The sequence below is a fragment of the Pseudomonas syringae group sp. J248-6 genome (genome assembly GCF_032586995.1).
Lineage (GTDB): Bacteria > Pseudomonadota > Gammaproteobacteria > Pseudomonadales > Pseudomonadaceae > Aquipseudomonas > Aquipseudomonas amygdali.
The window spans coordinates 42,364-58,813 of the sequence record NZ_JAWHOP010000012.1 but is presented as its reverse complement, the minus strand read 5'-3'; the positions used below and the strand labels follow the sequence as shown (position 1 = coordinate 58,813).

Here is a 16,450-nt window from a genome sequence, read left to right as displayed (position 1 = left end):
GGCCCTATTGTTATCAGCTAGACGGCAATCTCTACCTGATCTCCGTTAAGCCGTACCGGCCAGACCTCCAGGCGTTGCTCCGGGTACTCGATGCAACTACCGTCGTGCAGGCGAAAATGCTGCTTGTACAACGGCGAGGCAATCACCAGCTCGCCAGCAATATGGCCAATCAATCCGCGACCGATCACATTGGCACCGGACTTGGGGTCGCGGTTGTCGATGGCAAAAAGCTGTTCGCCCTCAGGGGTTTCAGGCAGGTAGAACAGCGCTACCTGCGCGCCGTCCAGCCACGCTACCACGCCGGAGTTGGCCACCAGGTCCTTGCGTCCGCACAGGGCATGCCAGTGCAGTTGCAGTGCAGAATGGGCGTTTTCGCCCGCCAATACGGTGTTGGACGAATTCATTACACCACCTCCTTGAACAACGGGATAAGGGCCAGCTCTTCGGGTTTTGCCGGACGACGCTGGGCGCGCTCCTTGACGAAATGCACGTCCGGGTCGCCACGTCCGTCGTTGACGAAGGTGCGGAAGCGCTTGAGCTTCTCCGGGTCCTTGAGGGCATTGGCCCATTCGCATTCATAGCGGTCGACCACCAGTTGCATCTGCGACTCCAGCTCTGCGGCCAGCCCCAGGCTGTCATCGACAATCACCGCCTTGAGGTAGTCGAGGCCGCCTTCGAGTGATTCCCTCCAGACCGAGGTACGTTGCAGCTTGTCGGCAGTGCGGATGTAGAGCATCAGGAAACGGTCGATGTAGCGAATCAGGGTTTCGTCATCCAGGTCGGTGGCGAACAGCTCGGCGTGGCGCGGACGCATGCCGCCGTTGCCGCACAGGTACAGGTTCCAGCCGTTCTCGGTGGCAATCACCCCCACATCCTTGCTCTGCGCTTCGGCGCATTCGCGGGTGCAGCCGGATACGGCGAACTTGAGTTTGTGCGGTGAGCGCAGCCCCTTGTAACGGTCCTCAATGCGCAGTGCCATCGCGACGCTGTCCTGCACGCCATAGCGGCACCAGGTACTGCCGACGCAGGACTTCACCGTCCGGGTCGATTTGCCGTAGGCATGCCCGGTCTCGAACCCCGCCTCAATCAACTCACTCCAGATGTCCGGCAGTTCATGCAGTTGCGCGCCGAACAGGTCGATGCGCTGGCCGCCGGTGATCTTGGTGTACAAGTCGTACTTCTTGGCCACGGCACCAATCGCGATCAGGCCGTCAGGGGTGATTTCGCCACCGGGAATACGCGGTACCACCGAGTAGGTGCCGTTTTTCTGCATGTTGGCCATGAAGGTGTCGTTGGTGTCCTGCAGTGGCACCAGCGAAGGTTCGGTGATCGGGCGGTTCCAGCACGAAGCGAGAATCGAGCCGACCGCAGGCTTGCAGATGTCGCAGCCATGCGCGCCTTTGCCATGGCGAGTCAGCAGTTCGTCAAAGGTCTCGATGCCTTCGACGCGAACCATCGAGTACAACTCCTGGCGGGTATAGGCGAAGTGTTCGCAGAGGCTTTTGTCGACCGCCACGCCGCGCGCCATCAACTCATGTTCGAACACCTGCTTGAGCAGCGCAGTGCAGCCACCACAACCGGTGGCTGCTTTGGTGCAGGCCTTGACCCCGGCGAGGTCGGTGCAGCCATTGTCGATTGCCGAACAGATAGAGCCCTTGCTGACGTTATGGCAGGAACAGATGGTCGCGGTGGCGGGCAGGGCATCGGCACCCAGCGTCGGCGCGCCTTCCCCACGCGGCAGGATCAGGCTGGACGGGTCGGCGGGCAGGGTGATGCCGTTCTGGGCGTATTGCAGCAGGGTGTCGTAATAACTGTTGTCGCCGACCAGCACCGCGCCGAGCACTTGCTTGCCATCTGCCGACACCACCAGCCGGCGATAGCTGGCGGTGGCTTCGTCAATGAAGCGATAACTGACGGCCCCGGCCAGTGCACCGTGCGCATCACCAATGGAGCCGACATCCACGCCCAACAGCTTGAGCTTGGTGGACATGTCGGCCCCGAAGAACGGCTCAGTGTCCTTTTCGCACAACTGTGCGGCGACGCCACGGGCCATTTGGTAACCGGGTGCCACCAGGCCAAATACACTGCCGTTCCAGGCCGCGCACTCGCCGATTGCATAGATATCGGCGTCACTGGTGCGACAGTGCTCGTCGATTGCAATACCGCCACGCGGGCCGAGTTCCAGTTCACACTGGCGAGCCAGCGCGTCCTGCGGGCGGATACCGGCAGAGAACACGATCAGATCGGTTTCCAGAAATTCGTCGTTGGCGAAGTTCATGCGATAGCGGTATTGCTTGCCGTCGCTGATCGATTGCGTAGCGCGCGACAGGTGTACGCCAACGCCCAGCGCTTCGATACGCGCTTTCAAGGCAGCCCCGCCGTGCTCGTCCAGTTGCACCGGCATCAAGCGCGGGGCGAACTCGACAACATGGGCTTCCAGACCAAGCGATTTCAGTGCATTGGCCGCTTCAAGCCCGAGCAGACCACCGCCGACTACCACGCCACGGCGAGCTTTCGACGCGGCGTAGCGAATGGTGTCCAGATCCTCAAGCGTGCGATAGACCAGCCGCGAGTTGCCCTGTGCGCCCTCGATCGGCGGTACGAACGGGAAGGAGCCGGTAGCCAGGATCAGCTTGTCGTAGCTGAAGCAGCCTTCGGCGGTGATGATTTCATGACGATCACGATCAATCTCCAGCACCGGTACGCCCAGGTGCAGCGTCAGGCCAGGTTGTTCGTAGACAGACATTTCACTCATGGCCAGCGACTCGGCATCGCGGCCGGTAAAGTATTCGGACAAATGCACGCGGTCGTAGGCACGCTGTGCTTCTTCGCCAAATACATGGATGCGATAACGCTCCAGTGCGCCGCCTGCGATCAACTGCTCGACGCAATGGTGCCCGACCATGCCATTACCGACGACGATCAGGGTTTTTACATCGTTCATGGGGAAGACTGTGGTGTTCATAGCAAGTCCCGGCCGAGGCCAATCAGGTTTTTTGAAGCAAAAAAAAAGCGCCCGGAACCTTTCGGTTCCAGGCGCCTTTGCCTGTTCTCTTATTGGGTGTTCGGGGATGCCATCAAGCCACGTTGCCGGATGCACCCATGTGGCCCTCTGGTCTCTGCGAGACTGGCGATCAACGTCGATCAACCGGGGCGGCCCGACCACATTCATGGTGGGGTTATCCAACATTATGCAGGGGCTGTGCCAGCTTGCGGTTGCAGCGGTTCAGACGCGCATTGGCAATGCCCGCAAGGCTGTGCAGCGTTTACGAGGTGTCTGGCGCATGATTTTTCCTGCCTTGCATTGGTGCGCATCGAAGGGTTGCGCTGTAAAGCTGTGCGCCGCATTGCCCGCTCACGATAATCGGCGTTTTTGCCTCTGGGCGCCCCAGTCGCTCCAGGCACATATCTTTCCTCACGCTCTGTGGGAATGCCTGTCGTGACGCTCCGCGTCACAATTCTGCGCCGCGCCGCCTGCTCTATAGTTAAGCCGTGCGTTCAAAAGCCCAAGTCTGGCGTAACATTTGTATCACCCTGCAATTCCCCCAATAAGTCCGTGCTCATGAACATCACTATTACTGAGGTACACCCCTCCGAGATCCCGCACACCGTCGATTTCGTCATGCGTGCGCGTGCCGAAATCTTTCCCTTGCTCGACACCGTCACCGTTCCGCCCGATCTGGCCGGTTTCGAGCAGGTGTATCTGGACGGGGAGGACGGCAAGTTTCTGATCGCCCGCAGTGAAGGGCAGATCATTGCGGCTGTGGGCTACCTGCCGTTCGATCATCGTTTCCCGCAGCTCGATTATCGCGGGCGCAGAACCGTTGAGATCGTGCGCCTGTTCGTAATGCCGGAGTTTCGCGGCGACGGGCTTGCCAGCCGTTTATGTCAGGCGCTCTGGGCCCATGCCGAGGCAGGTGGCATAGAGGTTTTGTACCTGCATACTCATCCGTTTCTGCCCGGCGCGATCCGTTTCTGGGAGAAACAGGGTTTTGCCGTGACCGATGTGGAAAACGACCCGGTGTGGAATACGACCCATATGGAGCGCGTTCTTTAAGAGGGCTTTGTCAGAAGACGGAAGGGGGCTGGCAGGGCGCCAACCCCCTTGTATCGATCAGTGCGGAGAACGCTGACGCGCAGTCTTGAGCAGGTCTTCCGGGGTGATGTGGCCGACCACCGATTTAGCCGCAGCGCTGCCGGGCAACGGCAGGTCGAGAATGTGACCTTTCATTTTGCCGATCACGTGCATTTCGCAAGGTTTGCAATCGAATTTCAGGGTCAGCACTTCATCACCCTGCACCAGTTGCATGGGCGCGACCTTGGTGCGCACGCCCGTCACGCCTTTGGCCTGTTTCGGGCACAGGTTGAACGAGAAACGCAGGCAGTGTTTGGTGATCATCACTGGCACTTCACCGGTTTCTTCGTGGGCCTCGTAGGCCGCGTCGATCAACTGTACGCCGTGGCGATGGTAGAAATCGCGGGCCTTCTGGTTGTAGACGTTGGCCAGAAACGACAAATGCGACTCCGGGTACACCGGCGGCGGGGTGGTTTCGGCCTTGCGGCCACCGCGCGGATGCACCTTGATGCGCGCTTCGGTCAGCGCCTCGATGGCATCGCGGCGCAGGGTCTTGAGCTGCGAGTTGGGCACGAAGAATGCCTGTGGCGCGTCGAGCCTGACGTCCTGCGCATGGTAGATCGTGGTGCCCAGCTGGGTCAGTAGATCGCGCAGCTGATCCAGTGCCTGCTCGGGCTTGTTGGCTGCGCCGAACGGACCGTCAAGGTTTACCGCGACGCTCACACCTTCTTCACTGATGGCTTCCAGGCGCAGTTGGTCTTCACGAAGGGTAACCTGCCACTGAATGCCGATGCGGCGCTCGGCCGAGGTCTTGAGCAGCGCCTGCTGCCAGTTGTGGTCCAGGTTGCGATTCAACGGATGGTTTGGGCGCACACGGGAAAGGGCCGCAGGCATCTCGTTGGGTTCTACACGGTAGCGCCAGCGCTTCTGGCCGTCTTCTTCGAACTCGCCTTTGAGCTCGGCGATATTGGCACGGAAGCCCACCACTTCACGCTTGATCTGCACGTTGAGACCGTCACCGTTGGACAGCGGCTCATGGGTCACGGCGATCAGGTCACGCTTGCCGAGTTTTTCGACGGTGCCGACTGCCAGACCGGTAAACGTCGGCGTATCGAACGCACCGATGTCGATCTTGCGGTCACTGACGAAATAATCGGTGCTGCCGCGATGAAAGGTCTTTTCCGGGTCTGGCACGAAGAAGTGCGCGGTACGGCCGCTGGAAGCGCGTGCGAGGTCCGGACGCTCTTCGAGAATCTCGTCCAGACGCTGGCGGTAATAAGCGGTGATATTTTTGACGTAGCCTGCGTCCTTGTAGCGACCTTCGATCTTGAACGAGCGCACGCCTGCGTCCACCAGATCGCGCAGGTTGGCGCTCTGGTTGTTGTCTTTCATCGACAACAGATGCTTTTCGAAGGCGACGACGCGGCCCTGATCATCCTTGAGCGTGTAGGGCAGACGGCAAGCCTGCGAGCAATCGCCGCGGTTGGCGCTGCGGCCGTTTTGCGCATGGGAAATATTGCACTGCCCGGAGAACGCCACGCACAGCGCGCCATGAATGAAAAACTCGATAGCAGCATCGGTTTCACGGGCGATGTCACGAATTTCCTGCAGGTTCAGCTCGCGGGCCAGCACCAGTTGCGAGAAACCGGCCTGATCGAGAAACTTCGCCCGGCCCAGGGTGCGGATGTCGGTCTGGGTGCTGGCATGCAGCTCGATGGGCGGAATGTCCATCTCCATCACCCCGAGGTCCTGCACGATCAAGGCGTCTACGCCTGCGTCGTAGAGCTGGTGAATCAGCTTGCGGGCTGGTTCCAGTTCGTCGTCATGCAGGATGGTGTTGATCGTGGTGAAGATCCGCGCGTGATAGCGATGGGCGAATTTGACCAGCTCGGCAATGTCGCTGACCTCGTTGCAGGCGTTGTGTCGCGCACCAAAGCTCGGCCCGCCGATGTACACCGCATCGGCGCCATGCAGGATGGCTTCACGGGCAATGGTTACATCCCGTGCAGGGCTGAGCAATTCCAGGTGGTGCTTGGGTAACGACATGGCAACGGGATCCTGCGGCGGGCAAAGCGCGCATTGTAGTGCTACAGGCCGCGCGGCGCACCTGTTGAAGCGTGCGTCAGGCGACCGGCTGACCATCGGCGATTCTTCAGTGTGAGCGCAAACGCAGGATTTTCGCGCCGTCGAAAGGGTCGGTCAGCCAGTGCGCCACGACGCCGAAGGTGCTCAGCAGGCGTTCCGGGGTCAGCACCTCGACCGGCGCACCCAGTGCGACCAGCCGGCCTTTCTCCATGACCGCCACGCGGTCGCAATCCAGCGCCTGATTCAGATCGTGCAGGGCTATCACAGTGGTTACCGGCAAAGCCCTGACCAGACCGAGAATGGTCAGTTGGTGCTGGATATCCAGGTGATTGGTCGGTTCGTCCAGCAGAAGGATCCTGGGTCGTTGCGCCAGCGCCCTGGCGATGTGCACGCGCTGCCGCTCGCCACCGGACAGGGTGTGCCAGGCACGTTTCTGCATATGCAGCATGTCCACATCCTGCAACGCCTGGCGAACGATTGCGTCATCGTTGGTACTCCACGGCTCGAGTGCCGACAGCCAGGGCGTGCGGCCCAGCTCGACGGCATCCAGAACCGTCACGGCATCGCTGGTTTCCGCTTGTTGTTCGACCACCGCCAGCAGGCGCGCTACGTCTCTGCGGCTCATTGTCTCAAGTGGTTGCCCGCCCAGTCTGACCGTACCGCAGACCGGTTTCTGAATACCGGCCAATAGTTTCAGCAGGGTGGATTTTCCTGAACCGTTAGGGCCGACCACGGCCAGTGTCTCGCCGGCTGCGATGCTCAAGTCGACGTCGCGCAGCAGCGCAGTGCCACGCACCGAATAACCCAGCCCCGTGCAGCCCAGCACCGGTGCGTTGGCCAGATGAGGAAAGGCGTTCATCGCGTGCTATTGCCCCGGATAAGAATCAAAGCGAAGACCGGTGCGCCGATCAGCGCGGTAATGACGCCAATCGGCAGCGCCTGACCCTTGATCAGTGTGCGCGAGAGGATGTCGGCAGCGATCAGGAACAGTGCGCCGCTCAATGCACTCAACGGCACCAGCCGTGCATGGCGCACACCGACCAGCATACGCACCGCGTGCGGGATCACCAGCCCGACAAAACCGATGGAGCCGACGATTGACACCATCACTGCGGTGACCAGGGCTGCGGTCGCGATCAGGATGATCTGCACGCGCCGCACGGCAATCCCCAGTGACGCCGCCGAGTCGCTGCCGAAGGTGAACGCGTCCAGCGCTCGCCGGTGCCAGAGGCACACCAGCAGACCGACCAGCACCGTCGGCACTGCCAGCCATACCGAGTGCCAGCGTACGCCGCTGAGGTTGCCCAGCAGCCAGAACATGATGCCGCGTGCCTGTTCGGAGCTGGCGGATTTGGTGATCAGAAACGAGGTCAGGGCATTGAACAGCTGTGAACCGGCGATCCCGGCCAGAATTATCTGTCCGGCTGCTGTGGTGCCTCGCGACGAATGCGCCAGCAGGGCGACCAGCGAAAACGCCGCCACGGCCCCGGCAAAAGCGCCTGCCGACATCGAAATAGCCCCCGCACCAAAGCCCAGAATGGCGACCAGCACCGCGCCGGTCGAGGCCCCGGCGGAAATTCCCAGCAGATACGGGTCTGCCAGCGGGTTGCGCAACAAGGATTGCAACACCACGCCACAGATCGCCAGCCCGGCCCCGCAGGCTGCCGCGACAATCGCGCGGGTCAGCCGGTAGTTCCAGACAATGCCTTCGTCGATAGGGTCGAGCACATAGCCGGCAGCCCAGAGTTTGTTGGCCAGCACCTGAAAAACCACCTTCAGGCTGATCGAGGTTTCGCCAATTGCTGCGCCGACCATGATCGCCAGCACCAGCACTGCCGAGACCCAGAGCACATGGCCCAGCGCTACCTGTAATCTCATTGTGCAGCGTTGAAACGGTTGGCGGCGTCAGCCAGTTCCTCGAACCCGGTAAACAGGCGCAGACCAGCCTGCATGCCTTCGGCGTCGATGATCACGATTCGGTCATGCTTGACTGCGTCCATGTTGCGCGTCACCGGGTCGCTCTTGAGGAATTCGATCTTTTTCAGGTAGTCGTCGGCCGGGAAGCGGCGGCGATCCATGCGTGCAATCACCAGAATGCTTGGATTGGCCTTGGCAATGGTCTCCCAGCCCACTGTCGGCCATTCTTCGTCGGACTTGACGATATTGCGCATGCCCAGGCTGTTGAGCATGAAGTCCGGGATGCCTTTGCGGCCTGCCACGAACGGGTCGCTGGCGAGATCGGAACTGGAAAACCAGAACAGCGCCGAGACGTCGTTCGCCTTGTTCTGTTTGACGTTGGCAATCGCGGCGCTCAAGCGGGCCTTGAGGTCGGCAACCAGCGTGTCACCGCGGTCCTGTACATCGAAAATCTGCGCCAGTTGCTCGATGCTCTTGTAGATGGTCTCGATGCGGAACGGCTCCAGGCGTGTGCCGTCGGCACCGACCAGATTATCTTTGCCTTCGCAATCGGACGGCAGAATGTAAGTGGGTATTTTCAGGTCATGGAACTGCTCGCGTGTGCCGACCACGCCCTGTTTGCCGACCATCCACTCCAGCTGCACCGCCACCAGTTCCGGACGTTTGCCAATCACCGCTTCAAAGCTTGGGTCGTTGTCGGCCAGACGTTCTACCTTATCGTTCTGCGCCTTGAAGCGTGGCAAAACGTTGTTGAACCACAGCGACGTGCCCACCAGCCGGTCGCCCAGGCCCAGTTCGTAGAGCATTTCAGTGCCGGCCTGACCAATGGTCACTGCCTTGGTCGGTGCATGCGCGAACGTCAGGGTCGAACCACAGTTTTCAAGCGTCAGCGGATACTGAGTGGGGGCGGCGAGGGTCAGGGTGGACAGCGTCAGGCTGGCGGCAAGTACGGCAAGGCGGGGCAGCGACATGAAATGCGGTCTCCGTTGGAGCAGGTGCCAAGGCGCAATGCACATCAGGAAACACATCCCCGGCAAATGACCGGGCACGACGGAAAATGCCGCCGCGTGCGGATGTCCTTCCCGGACACCCCGCCGGTTAGTGGGTTGAAGCAGGTCGGCAGGTCTCCTGACTGGCATGTCATCGCCGGGCTCCGGCCTTCCCGGAGCTGAATCCAGTGGCAGTCATGGAGCAGGCTCGATGCCTACAGTTGCGGGGGCAGTTTCGTTTTGGCCTTGTGCAGACAAAGCGTGCGAATTCCCTGTTAGTTCCTCTCGGAAACCGACGGGCGGCATGGTAAACGATAAGCGTTTTAGTGGCTAATCCTTTGCGCGCAGGCGCAGCAGACTGTTGATCAGATGCAGGCGCATCGCGGCTCGGGCGGCATCCCGATCCTGATGGACAATGGCGTCGAAGATGGTCTCCTGTTCGCGTTGCTGGATGCCTGGGTCGTCCTCTGCGTGCAACGACGTGATATTGCCGAAGCCGCTGCGGGTGCGGGGCAGGATGCTGCTGCCGAGCTGGCTCATCACGTCGGTAAAGAAGCTGTTGGCGGTGCACAGTGATATCTGCCGGTGAAACTCGAAGTCGGCCTTCATGGTGTCGTGTCCCAGGCGCGCGCAGCGATGCAGTTCATCGAGTGCCTGACGGATGGCATCCAGTTGCTCGGGCGTGCGGCGTTGAGCCGCCAGCGCGGCAGATTCCGGCTCGATGCTCAGGCGCAGCTCGATGATGGATACCGCGTCTCCGGGTGTACCGATTGGCGGTTCAACCTGCTGGAAATTCCCTGGCTGCGCGGCATCGACCACGAAGGTGCCGATGCCATGCCGGGTTTCGACCAGACCTTCGGCTTGCAGACGCGACATCGCTTCACGAACCACGGTGCGGCTGACCCCCGTTTCACGGATGATCACCTGTTCGGTAGGAAGCTTTTCACCGCTCTGGATCTCGCCTTCGCGAATTCTGCGCGAAAACTCGGCGACCAGTTGCTGAGTCAGGCTGGAGCGACGGCCTTTTGATGTGGAAGGTTGTTCCATGGCGGGTGATCGGGTCCGTGTCGGGTGGCTGAGTATAACCGTACTCAAGGCGTGTTTTGTGTGGGGATCGCAGCCTATACTCGCGTATCGGACAGAACTGAGGCTGCAATGTCGGACAACGCGCTTTCCTCGCAAAAGAACCATCGACGCCTGGCAGAAACCCTGGTCGACCGCTTCGCCCAGCGCATGCGTGACGGTGTGCTGGTGCGCGGCGAGAAACTGCCTTCCGAGATACACATCATGGAAGCCGAGGGTGTCAGCCGCACGGTGGTGCGCGATGCGCTGTCGCGGATGCAGGCCGCCGGGCTGGTGGAAACCCGGCATGGCGTCGGCACCTTTGTTCTCGACATGCCACCGCCTGAAGGTTTTTCGGTAGGGCCTGCGACCATCGCCACCTTGTCCGATGTGCTGAACCTGCTGGAGTTTCGCTTGAGCCTGGAAGTCGAGGCAGCAGGGCTGGCTGCGCAACGACGCAGCCCTGAGGCGTTGCTTGAGCTCAAGCGGGCGTTCGATGCGCTGCTCGAAGGTCCGCAGAAATCCGGAACCACTATCAATGCCGATTTTCAATTTCACCTCAAGATCGCCAAGGCGTCAGGCAATGCGTACCTGATCGATATCATGAAACATCTGGGCACCAAGCTGATTCCCCGCACGCGGATGAACTCGGCCTACACAGGGCAGAGCGATCGCAACGCCTACCTGGCCGGAATCAACACCGAACACCGGCAAATCTACAACGCCATCGCCGAAGGCAACGTCGACGCAGCGCGCTCGGCGATGTACCTGCACCTCAACGGCAGCCGCATGCGCCTGCGTCGCACTCAGGCGCTGTACAGCGACTGAGCGATTCAGGACCGGACGCGGAGTTTCTGCCAGACACCTATCGTTCCTCATGCTCCAGTGTGGTGATGCCTTGAGTGACGCTCTGCGGCACAAATCTGCGCCGCACCGCATGCTCTAAAGAGGACGCAGAGCGTCCAGAACGGCATGCGACGCGGAGCGTCGCACGATAATCTGCGGAGTTTCTGCCAGACACCTCTCGTTCCTTACGCTCCAGCGTAGGAATGCCTTGGGTGACGCTCCGCGTCACAAATCTGCGTCGCACCGCATGCTCGAAAGAGGACGCAGAGCGTCCAGAACGGCATGCGACGCGGAGCGTCGCACGATAGTGAGATTCTCGTTCCTTACGCTCCAGTGAAGGAATGCCTTGGGTGACGCTCCGCGTCACAAATCTGCGCCGCGGCACATGCTCGAAAGAGGACGCAGAGCGTCCAGAACGGCATGCGACGCGGAGCGTCGCACGATAATCCGCGGAGTTTCTGCCAGACACCTATCGTTCCTCACGCTCCAGCGTGGGGATGCCTTGGGTGACGCTGCGCGGCACAAATCTGCGCCGCACCGCATGCTCTAAAGAGGACGCAGAGCGTCCAGAACGGCATGCGACGCGGAGCGTCGCACGATAATCTGCGGAGTTTCTGCCAGACACCGATCGTTCCTCACGCTCCAGCGTGGGGATGCCTTGGGTGACGCTCCGCGGCACAAATCTGCGCCGCACCGCATGCTCGAAAGAGGACGCAGAGCGTCCAGAGCTGCATGTCGACGCGGAGCGTCGGCACGATAATCTGCGGAGTTTCTGCCAGACACCTCTCGTTCCTTACGCTCCAGCGTAGGAATGCCTTGGGTGACGCTCCGCGTCACAAATCTGCGCCGCACCGCATGCTCTAAAGAGGACGCAGAGCGTCCAGAACGGCATGCGACGCGGAGCGTCGGCACGATAATCAGAAGCCAGACAATGCATGCGACGCGGAGCGTCGCACGATGGTGTGCTCCATTGGGATGCGCTACAGGAAGTTGTACTGCACGCCCACGCGCAATCTCAGTTGGCGCTTGTCATCTTCGGAATCGACCTTGATGTCGCCGACTTCAAAGAACGGCACCCAGTGCTTGTCCCATTTGTATTTGAAGGCCGCGTTCTGTTCGTAGTCGGTCTTGCCGTTGTCATAGCGAATGTAGTCGGCATCGAAGTAGGTGAACTGATACTCGTACGCCCACGGGCCTTTGCTGGCGTAGTTGACCCAGACGTCGTAACGATTGATCGACTGATCGTCCATCTGGTTGTCAGGCATTTCGTGGTTGACCTTGTCCCTGTCCAGCTTGATCGAGTCGTAGCGATAGCGGCCTGACACGCTCAACTGATCGTTTACTTTGTAACCCAGCTTCAGGCCCATTTTATAGGCCGTCGATTTCTCGATGCTTTCCAGTGCAAACGAAGGCGTCAGCAGCCATTTGTCGTCGAGCCGGTATTGATAGCTGACCGTCAATTCGTGGCCGTTGCCGACGGTGTTGTCGAACGCTACGTCCTGGCGGTCGCCTGCGGTCTTGTATTTGAGTTCACCTTCGAAGCCCCAGCCGCTGTCCAGCCGGCTGCCGAATTTGACCCGGTCGGCATGCATGCGCGTGCTTTCTGCATATTGGTGACGGTAGTTGATGTACGCGCTGTCGGCATGCGCCCAGGCGCCGGGGAACAGAGCAGTCAGAGAGATCAGTGCGAGTGATTTTTTCATTTTTTTATTCTTGTTTGATGGCTGTTTTGGGTGTGTTGAGGCAAATCGCAGGCAGCCGGATCCCTTGGCCGAGAGGGCCGGGAATCACAGTGTCAGCAGGGTTACGGGTTCAGCGGTCGTGAGCCCGGCGGCGGCTCATCCCGTCGGGCGCAGGTCCATGTCGCGGCTGGCCTGAATCAGCAGTCGCGAATACTCGTGCCGAGCCTGGTTGTTGATCAACTGGCTGCTGTCGAGGGTTTCCAGCACCTGGCCTTGCTGCATGACCGCGACCCGGTCACACAAGTGCGCCACTACACCGAGGTCGTGGGTCACCATGAGGTAGGTCAGGCCTTGCTGATGACGCAAGTCGGCCAGCAGGTTGAGAATTTCGGCCTGCACCGAAACATCCAGTGCCGAGGTGGGTTCGTCGAGCAGCAGCACACGTGGTTCGAGAATCAGCGCTCTTGCAATAGCGACCCGCTGGCGCTGGCCGCCGGACAGCTGATGCGGGTAACGGAAACGAAAGCTTTCGTTGAGACCGACCTTGTTCAGCACTTCACAGACGCGACGGTCGCGGTCACCGATCCGGTGGATGCTCAATGGCTCCTTGAGTGCCGCGTCGATGGTGTGGCGCGGATGCAGTGAGGCATAGGGGTCCTGAAAGACCATCTGCACGGTGCGGTAGTGACTGGCATCGAGCTTGCGCTGTACGGTCTGGCCGGCCACGCTCAGTGCGCCGCTCCAGTGATGATATTGTCCTGCCAGGCAGCGCAGCACGGTGGTCTTGCCCGAGCCGGACTCGCCGACCAGGCCGAACGACTGGCCTTGCTCGACCTGCAGGTTGACGTCACGCAGCACCTGATTCAGCGCTGGGCCAGTGCCGAAGCTCAGGTTCAGTGAATCGACTGTGATCATTGCCATGGGAGCATTCTCAGTGAGTGAGCCAAAGGGGATCGCGTTGCAGAACCGGCAGGCTGGCACGCGGGTGATCCAGGCTGGGCAGGGCGGCCAACAGGCCTTGCGTGTAGGGATGACGCGCCTGATCCAGCTCGCTGGCGTTCAGCGATTCCACGACCCGACCGGCGTACATCACCAGCACCCGGTCGCAGAAGTGACGGACCATATTCAGGTCGTGGCTGATAAAGATCAGGCCCAGATCGCGCTCGCTGACCAGCTCTTCCAGCACGTTGAGCACCTGACGGCGCACCGACACATCCAGTGCGGAAGTCGGCTCGTCGGCGATGATCACTTGCGGGTCGGTGATCACCATCATCGCGATCATGATCCGCTGGCCCATACCGCCCGAAACTTCATGGGGATACAGTTCGTAGACTCGCGCCGGTTCGCGGATGTGCACCTTGGCGAGCATGTCCAGCGTGCGTTCGCGGGCTTCCTTTTTCGAAACCCTGTGATGCGCCAGATAGGCCTCGGCGATCTGTTCGCCTACCTTGATCACCGGGTTCAGCGAGTATTTCGGGTCCTGCATGATCATCGACATGCGCCGCCCGCGAATGCTTTGCATCTGTTTTTCGCTGCATTCAAGTAAATCGATATCGCCGAAACGCAGGGTTTTCGCCGTGACCCTGGCCGTTGCCGGATGCAGACGCAGCAGGCTGCGACCGACCGTGGACTTGCCCGATCCCGATTCGCCAACAATCGCCAGCTTTTCCCGGCCAAGGCTGAATGACACGTCGCGAACGGCTGCCGTGACCTTGCCCGCATGACTGAACTCGACGCGTAAATCTTCTACTGCAAGCTTTATCTGTGGCATGGCTGTGTGTGACATGGTGTTAGCCCCTTTTATTATTGTTCGATGCGTGTCATTCGCTGCGTGGATCAAGTACATCGCGCAATCCATCGCCCAACAGGTTGAACGCCAGACTGACCAGCATGATGGTTGCGCCGGGTGCGGCCACCAGCCACCAGCTTTCCAGCATGTAACGACGGCCGCTGGAGATCATCGCGCCCCATTCCGGCAGCGGCGCCTGTGCGCCGAGGCCGAGAAAGCCCAGTGCGGCGGCGGTAAGAATGATGCTGGCCATGTTCATGGTCAGGCGGATGATCACCGAAGACAGGCACATCGGAATGATGTGACGGCCGATCACCCGCACTGCCGAGGCACCTTGCAGCTTCACCGCGACAACGAAATCGGCGTTGCGCAACGACAGGGTTTCGGCCCGCGCCAGGCGGGCGATCGGTGGCCACGCAGTCAGGGCGATGGCGATCACTGCGTGTTCCAGGCCAGGGCCCAGGGCGGCGATGAAGGCCAGTGCCAGCACCAGACTGGGGAACGAGATGAAGATGTCGGTGATGCGCATGAACAGGCTGTCGACCCAGCCGCCGAAATAGCCGGACACAGTGCCGATCAGCAGGCCGATCGGGCCGACGATCACCGTCACCAGCATCACGATGTACAGCGTGATGCGCGAGCCGTAGACGAGTCGGCTGAACACGTCGCGGCCATATTCATCGGTGCCGAACCAGTTCTGTGCACCGGGCATGCGCAGCGCGGCCGACAGGTCCTGAGCCAGCGGGTCGTGAGTGGCGATCCACGGCGCGAACAGCGCGACGATCATCAGCGTGCCGATGACGATCAGCCCTGCCAGCGTCATCGGGTTGCGCAACAGAAAACGCATCAGGCGCGCACTGCTGGCGGCCAGTGCCGCGAGGCTGGAGGTTGGCGCCTGAACCATGGGCGTGGCGCTGCTTGCAATGGAAGTCGTCATCAGCGGGTTCTCGGGTCGAAGACTTTATAAAGGGCGTCACTGATCTGATTGAGGATCACGAAGATCAACCCGATCAGCAGAACGCAGGCCATCACGGCATTCATGTCGCCCAGCAGCAGGCTGCTGGTCAGGTACTGGCCAAAACCGGGCCAGGCGAACACGGTTTCTATGAGCACCGCGCCCTCCAGCAGGCCGCCGTAGGCGAGGGCGACGATAGTCAGCAGTTGCACGCGAATGTTGCGGAACGCGTGGCCCCAGACGATGCGTCGCTGCGACAGGCCCTTGACCCGGGCGGTGATGATGTATTCCTGCGAAAGCTGTTCGAGCATGAAGCTGCGGGTCATGCGGCTGATATACGCCACCGAATTGAAACTGAGGATTACCGCAGGCAGGAGGATGTGGCGCAGTGCGCTGCGAAAGGCTTCCCAGTCGCCGGACAGTGCGGTATCGATCAGCAACAGGCCGGTGCGGGTTTCGATCAGGCCGTCATAAGCCAGGCCAATGCGTCCGACCCCTCCGGCCCAGCCCAGCCAGGCGTAGAACACCAGAAAAGCCATCATGCCCAGCCAGAAGATCGGCGTGGAATAGCCAAACAGGGTGATGACCCGGGCAATATGGTCGCCGCTGCGGCCCTGATGCGTGGCTGCATACACCCCCAATGGCAAACCCAGCAACACGCCGAACAGGATTGCCAGGGTGGCCAGCTCCAGCGTGGCCGGGAAAACCCGCACGATATCGTCTATCACCGGGTGGCCGGTCAGCAGGGCTTTGCCCAGATCACCATGTAACAGGTCACTGAGGTACATGACGAACTGGGTGGTCAGCGGTTTGTCCAGGCCCAGTTCCTGATACGCCTGAGCGTAGGCGGCCGCATCTGCGTCGGGGCCGACGATGGCCAGCACCGGGTCCAGCGGCATGACCCGGCCAATGAAGAAAGTGAGCAACAGCAGGCCGAACAGGGTCGCCGCCACTGATCCGCTGCGACGGGTGCCGTGGGCAACCCGACTGCTCCAAATTGAAATCGATGCACTCGACATGGTTATTCCTGCCTTGGCTTGAGCGATTGAA

Annotated in this window: 14 protein-coding genes and 1 riboswitch; of the genes, 2 read left to right on the top strand and 12 right to left on the bottom strand. The window is 60.7% G+C overall.

What is annotated here, in order from left to right:
* Nucleotides 1-17 precede the first annotated feature (17 nt).
* Together nirD and nirB are read right to left on the bottom strand one after the other, a co-directional pair.
* Nucleotides 18-404, bottom strand: a complete 387-nt coding sequence (gene nirD / locus RYC17_RS16575) for a nitrite reductase small subunit NirD (protein WP_002553915.1) — start codon at nucleotides 402-404, stop codon at nucleotides 18-20.
* Nucleotides 404-2,965: a nitrite reductase large subunit NirB gene (gene nirB / locus RYC17_RS16570; protein ID WP_122258980.1), complete on the bottom strand. Its 2,562-nt coding sequence runs from the start codon at nucleotides 2,963-2,965 to the stop codon at nucleotides 404-406. Before nirB ends, nirD begins: the two co-directional genes overlap by 1 nt.
* 597 nt (nucleotides 2,966-3,562) lie before the next feature.
* Between nirB and RYC17_RS16565 the strand changes: the two genes are divergently transcribed.
* Nucleotides 3,563-4,057, top strand: a complete 495-nt coding sequence (locus tag RYC17_RS16565) for a GNAT family N-acetyltransferase (RefSeq protein WP_316888967.1) — start codon at nucleotides 3,563-3,565, stop codon at nucleotides 4,055-4,057.
* 57 nt (nucleotides 4,058-4,114) lie between these two features.
* On the opposite strand, the gene RYC17_RS16560 is transcribed toward RYC17_RS16565, so the two are convergent.
* The 5 genes from RYC17_RS16560 to RYC17_RS16540 all read right to left on the bottom strand — a co-directional run bounded on the left by RYC17_RS16560 (nucleotide 4,115) and on the right by RYC17_RS16540 (nucleotide 10,113).
* Nucleotides 4,115-6,121, bottom strand: coding sequence for a U32 family peptidase (locus RYC17_RS16560; protein ID WP_316903796.1), 2,007 nt, complete (start codon nucleotides 6,119-6,121; stop codon nucleotides 4,115-4,117).
* A gap of 106 nt (nucleotides 6,122-6,227) precedes the next feature.
* Nucleotides 6,228-7,019, bottom strand: coding sequence for an ABC transporter ATP-binding protein (locus RYC17_RS16555; protein ID WP_122258117.1), 792 nt, complete (start codon nucleotides 7,017-7,019; stop codon nucleotides 6,228-6,230).
* Nucleotides 7,016-8,038: a FecCD family ABC transporter permease gene (locus RYC17_RS16550; RefSeq protein ID WP_016981376.1), complete on the bottom strand. Its 1,023-nt coding sequence runs from the start codon at nucleotides 8,036-8,038 to the stop codon at nucleotides 7,016-7,018. Before RYC17_RS16550 ends, RYC17_RS16555 begins: the two co-directional genes overlap by 4 nt.
* The gene (locus tag RYC17_RS16545; protein ID WP_005731962.1) at nucleotides 8,035-9,048 is read right to left on the bottom strand and encodes an ABC transporter substrate-binding protein; all 1,014 of its coding nucleotides are present in this window, start codon (nucleotides 9,046-9,048) and stop codon (nucleotides 8,035-8,037) included. The genes RYC17_RS16550 and RYC17_RS16545 overlap by 4 nt, the downstream gene beginning before the upstream one ends.
* Nucleotides 9,049-9,177: 129 nt before the next feature.
* A riboswitch (cobalamin riboswitch) is annotated at nucleotides 9,178-9,378 on the bottom strand.
* 18 nt (nucleotides 9,379-9,396) lie between these two features.
* Nucleotides 9,397-10,113 carry a FadR/GntR family transcriptional regulator gene (locus RYC17_RS16540; RefSeq protein ID WP_005731963.1) on the bottom strand — a complete coding sequence of 239 codons (717 nt, stop codon included), beginning with the start codon at nucleotides 10,111-10,113 and terminating at the stop codon, nucleotides 9,397-9,399.
* A 108-nt stretch (nucleotides 10,114-10,221) separates the two neighbouring features.
* On the opposite strand from RYC17_RS16540, the gene RYC17_RS16535 reads away from it, so the two are divergent.
* Nucleotides 10,222-10,956 (top strand): FadR/GntR family transcriptional regulator, encoded by a 735-nt coding sequence (locus tag RYC17_RS16535; RefSeq protein ID WP_005755744.1) that lies wholly within the window; start codon nucleotides 10,222-10,224, stop codon nucleotides 10,954-10,956.
* A 998-nt stretch (nucleotides 10,957-11,954) separates the two neighbouring features.
* On the opposite strand, the gene RYC17_RS16530 is transcribed toward RYC17_RS16535, so the two are convergent.
* From RYC17_RS16530 to RYC17_RS16510, 5 genes are all read right to left on the bottom strand, one after another.
* Nucleotides 11,955-12,677 (bottom strand): oligogalacturonate-specific porin KdgM family protein, encoded by a 723-nt coding sequence (locus RYC17_RS16530; protein WP_057411655.1) that lies wholly within the window; start codon nucleotides 12,675-12,677, stop codon nucleotides 11,955-11,957.
* A gap of 135 nt (nucleotides 12,678-12,812) precedes the next feature.
* Entirely contained in the window at nucleotides 12,813-13,577 is a 765-nt protein-coding gene (locus tag RYC17_RS16525; RefSeq protein WP_005731967.1) for an ABC transporter ATP-binding protein, read from the bottom strand.
* Nucleotides 13,578-13,587: 10 nt separating this feature from the next.
* Complete coding sequence (locus RYC17_RS16520) at nucleotides 13,588-14,427, bottom strand: ABC transporter ATP-binding protein (RefSeq protein ID WP_029240939.1); 840 nt, start codon at nucleotides 14,425-14,427, stop codon at nucleotides 13,588-13,590.
* A gap of 49 nt (nucleotides 14,428-14,476) precedes the next feature.
* On the bottom strand, nucleotides 14,477-15,382 hold the full coding sequence (locus RYC17_RS16515; RefSeq protein ID WP_016981374.1) for an ABC transporter permease: 906 nt from the start codon (nucleotides 15,380-15,382) through the stop codon (nucleotides 14,477-14,479).
* Nucleotides 15,382-16,419 carry an ABC transporter permease gene (locus RYC17_RS16510; RefSeq protein WP_058409261.1) on the bottom strand — a complete coding sequence of 346 codons (1,038 nt, stop codon included), beginning with the start codon at nucleotides 16,417-16,419 and terminating at the stop codon, nucleotides 15,382-15,384. Before RYC17_RS16510 ends, RYC17_RS16515 begins: the two co-directional genes overlap by 1 nt.
* Nucleotides 16,420-16,450: the final 31 nt, after the last annotated feature.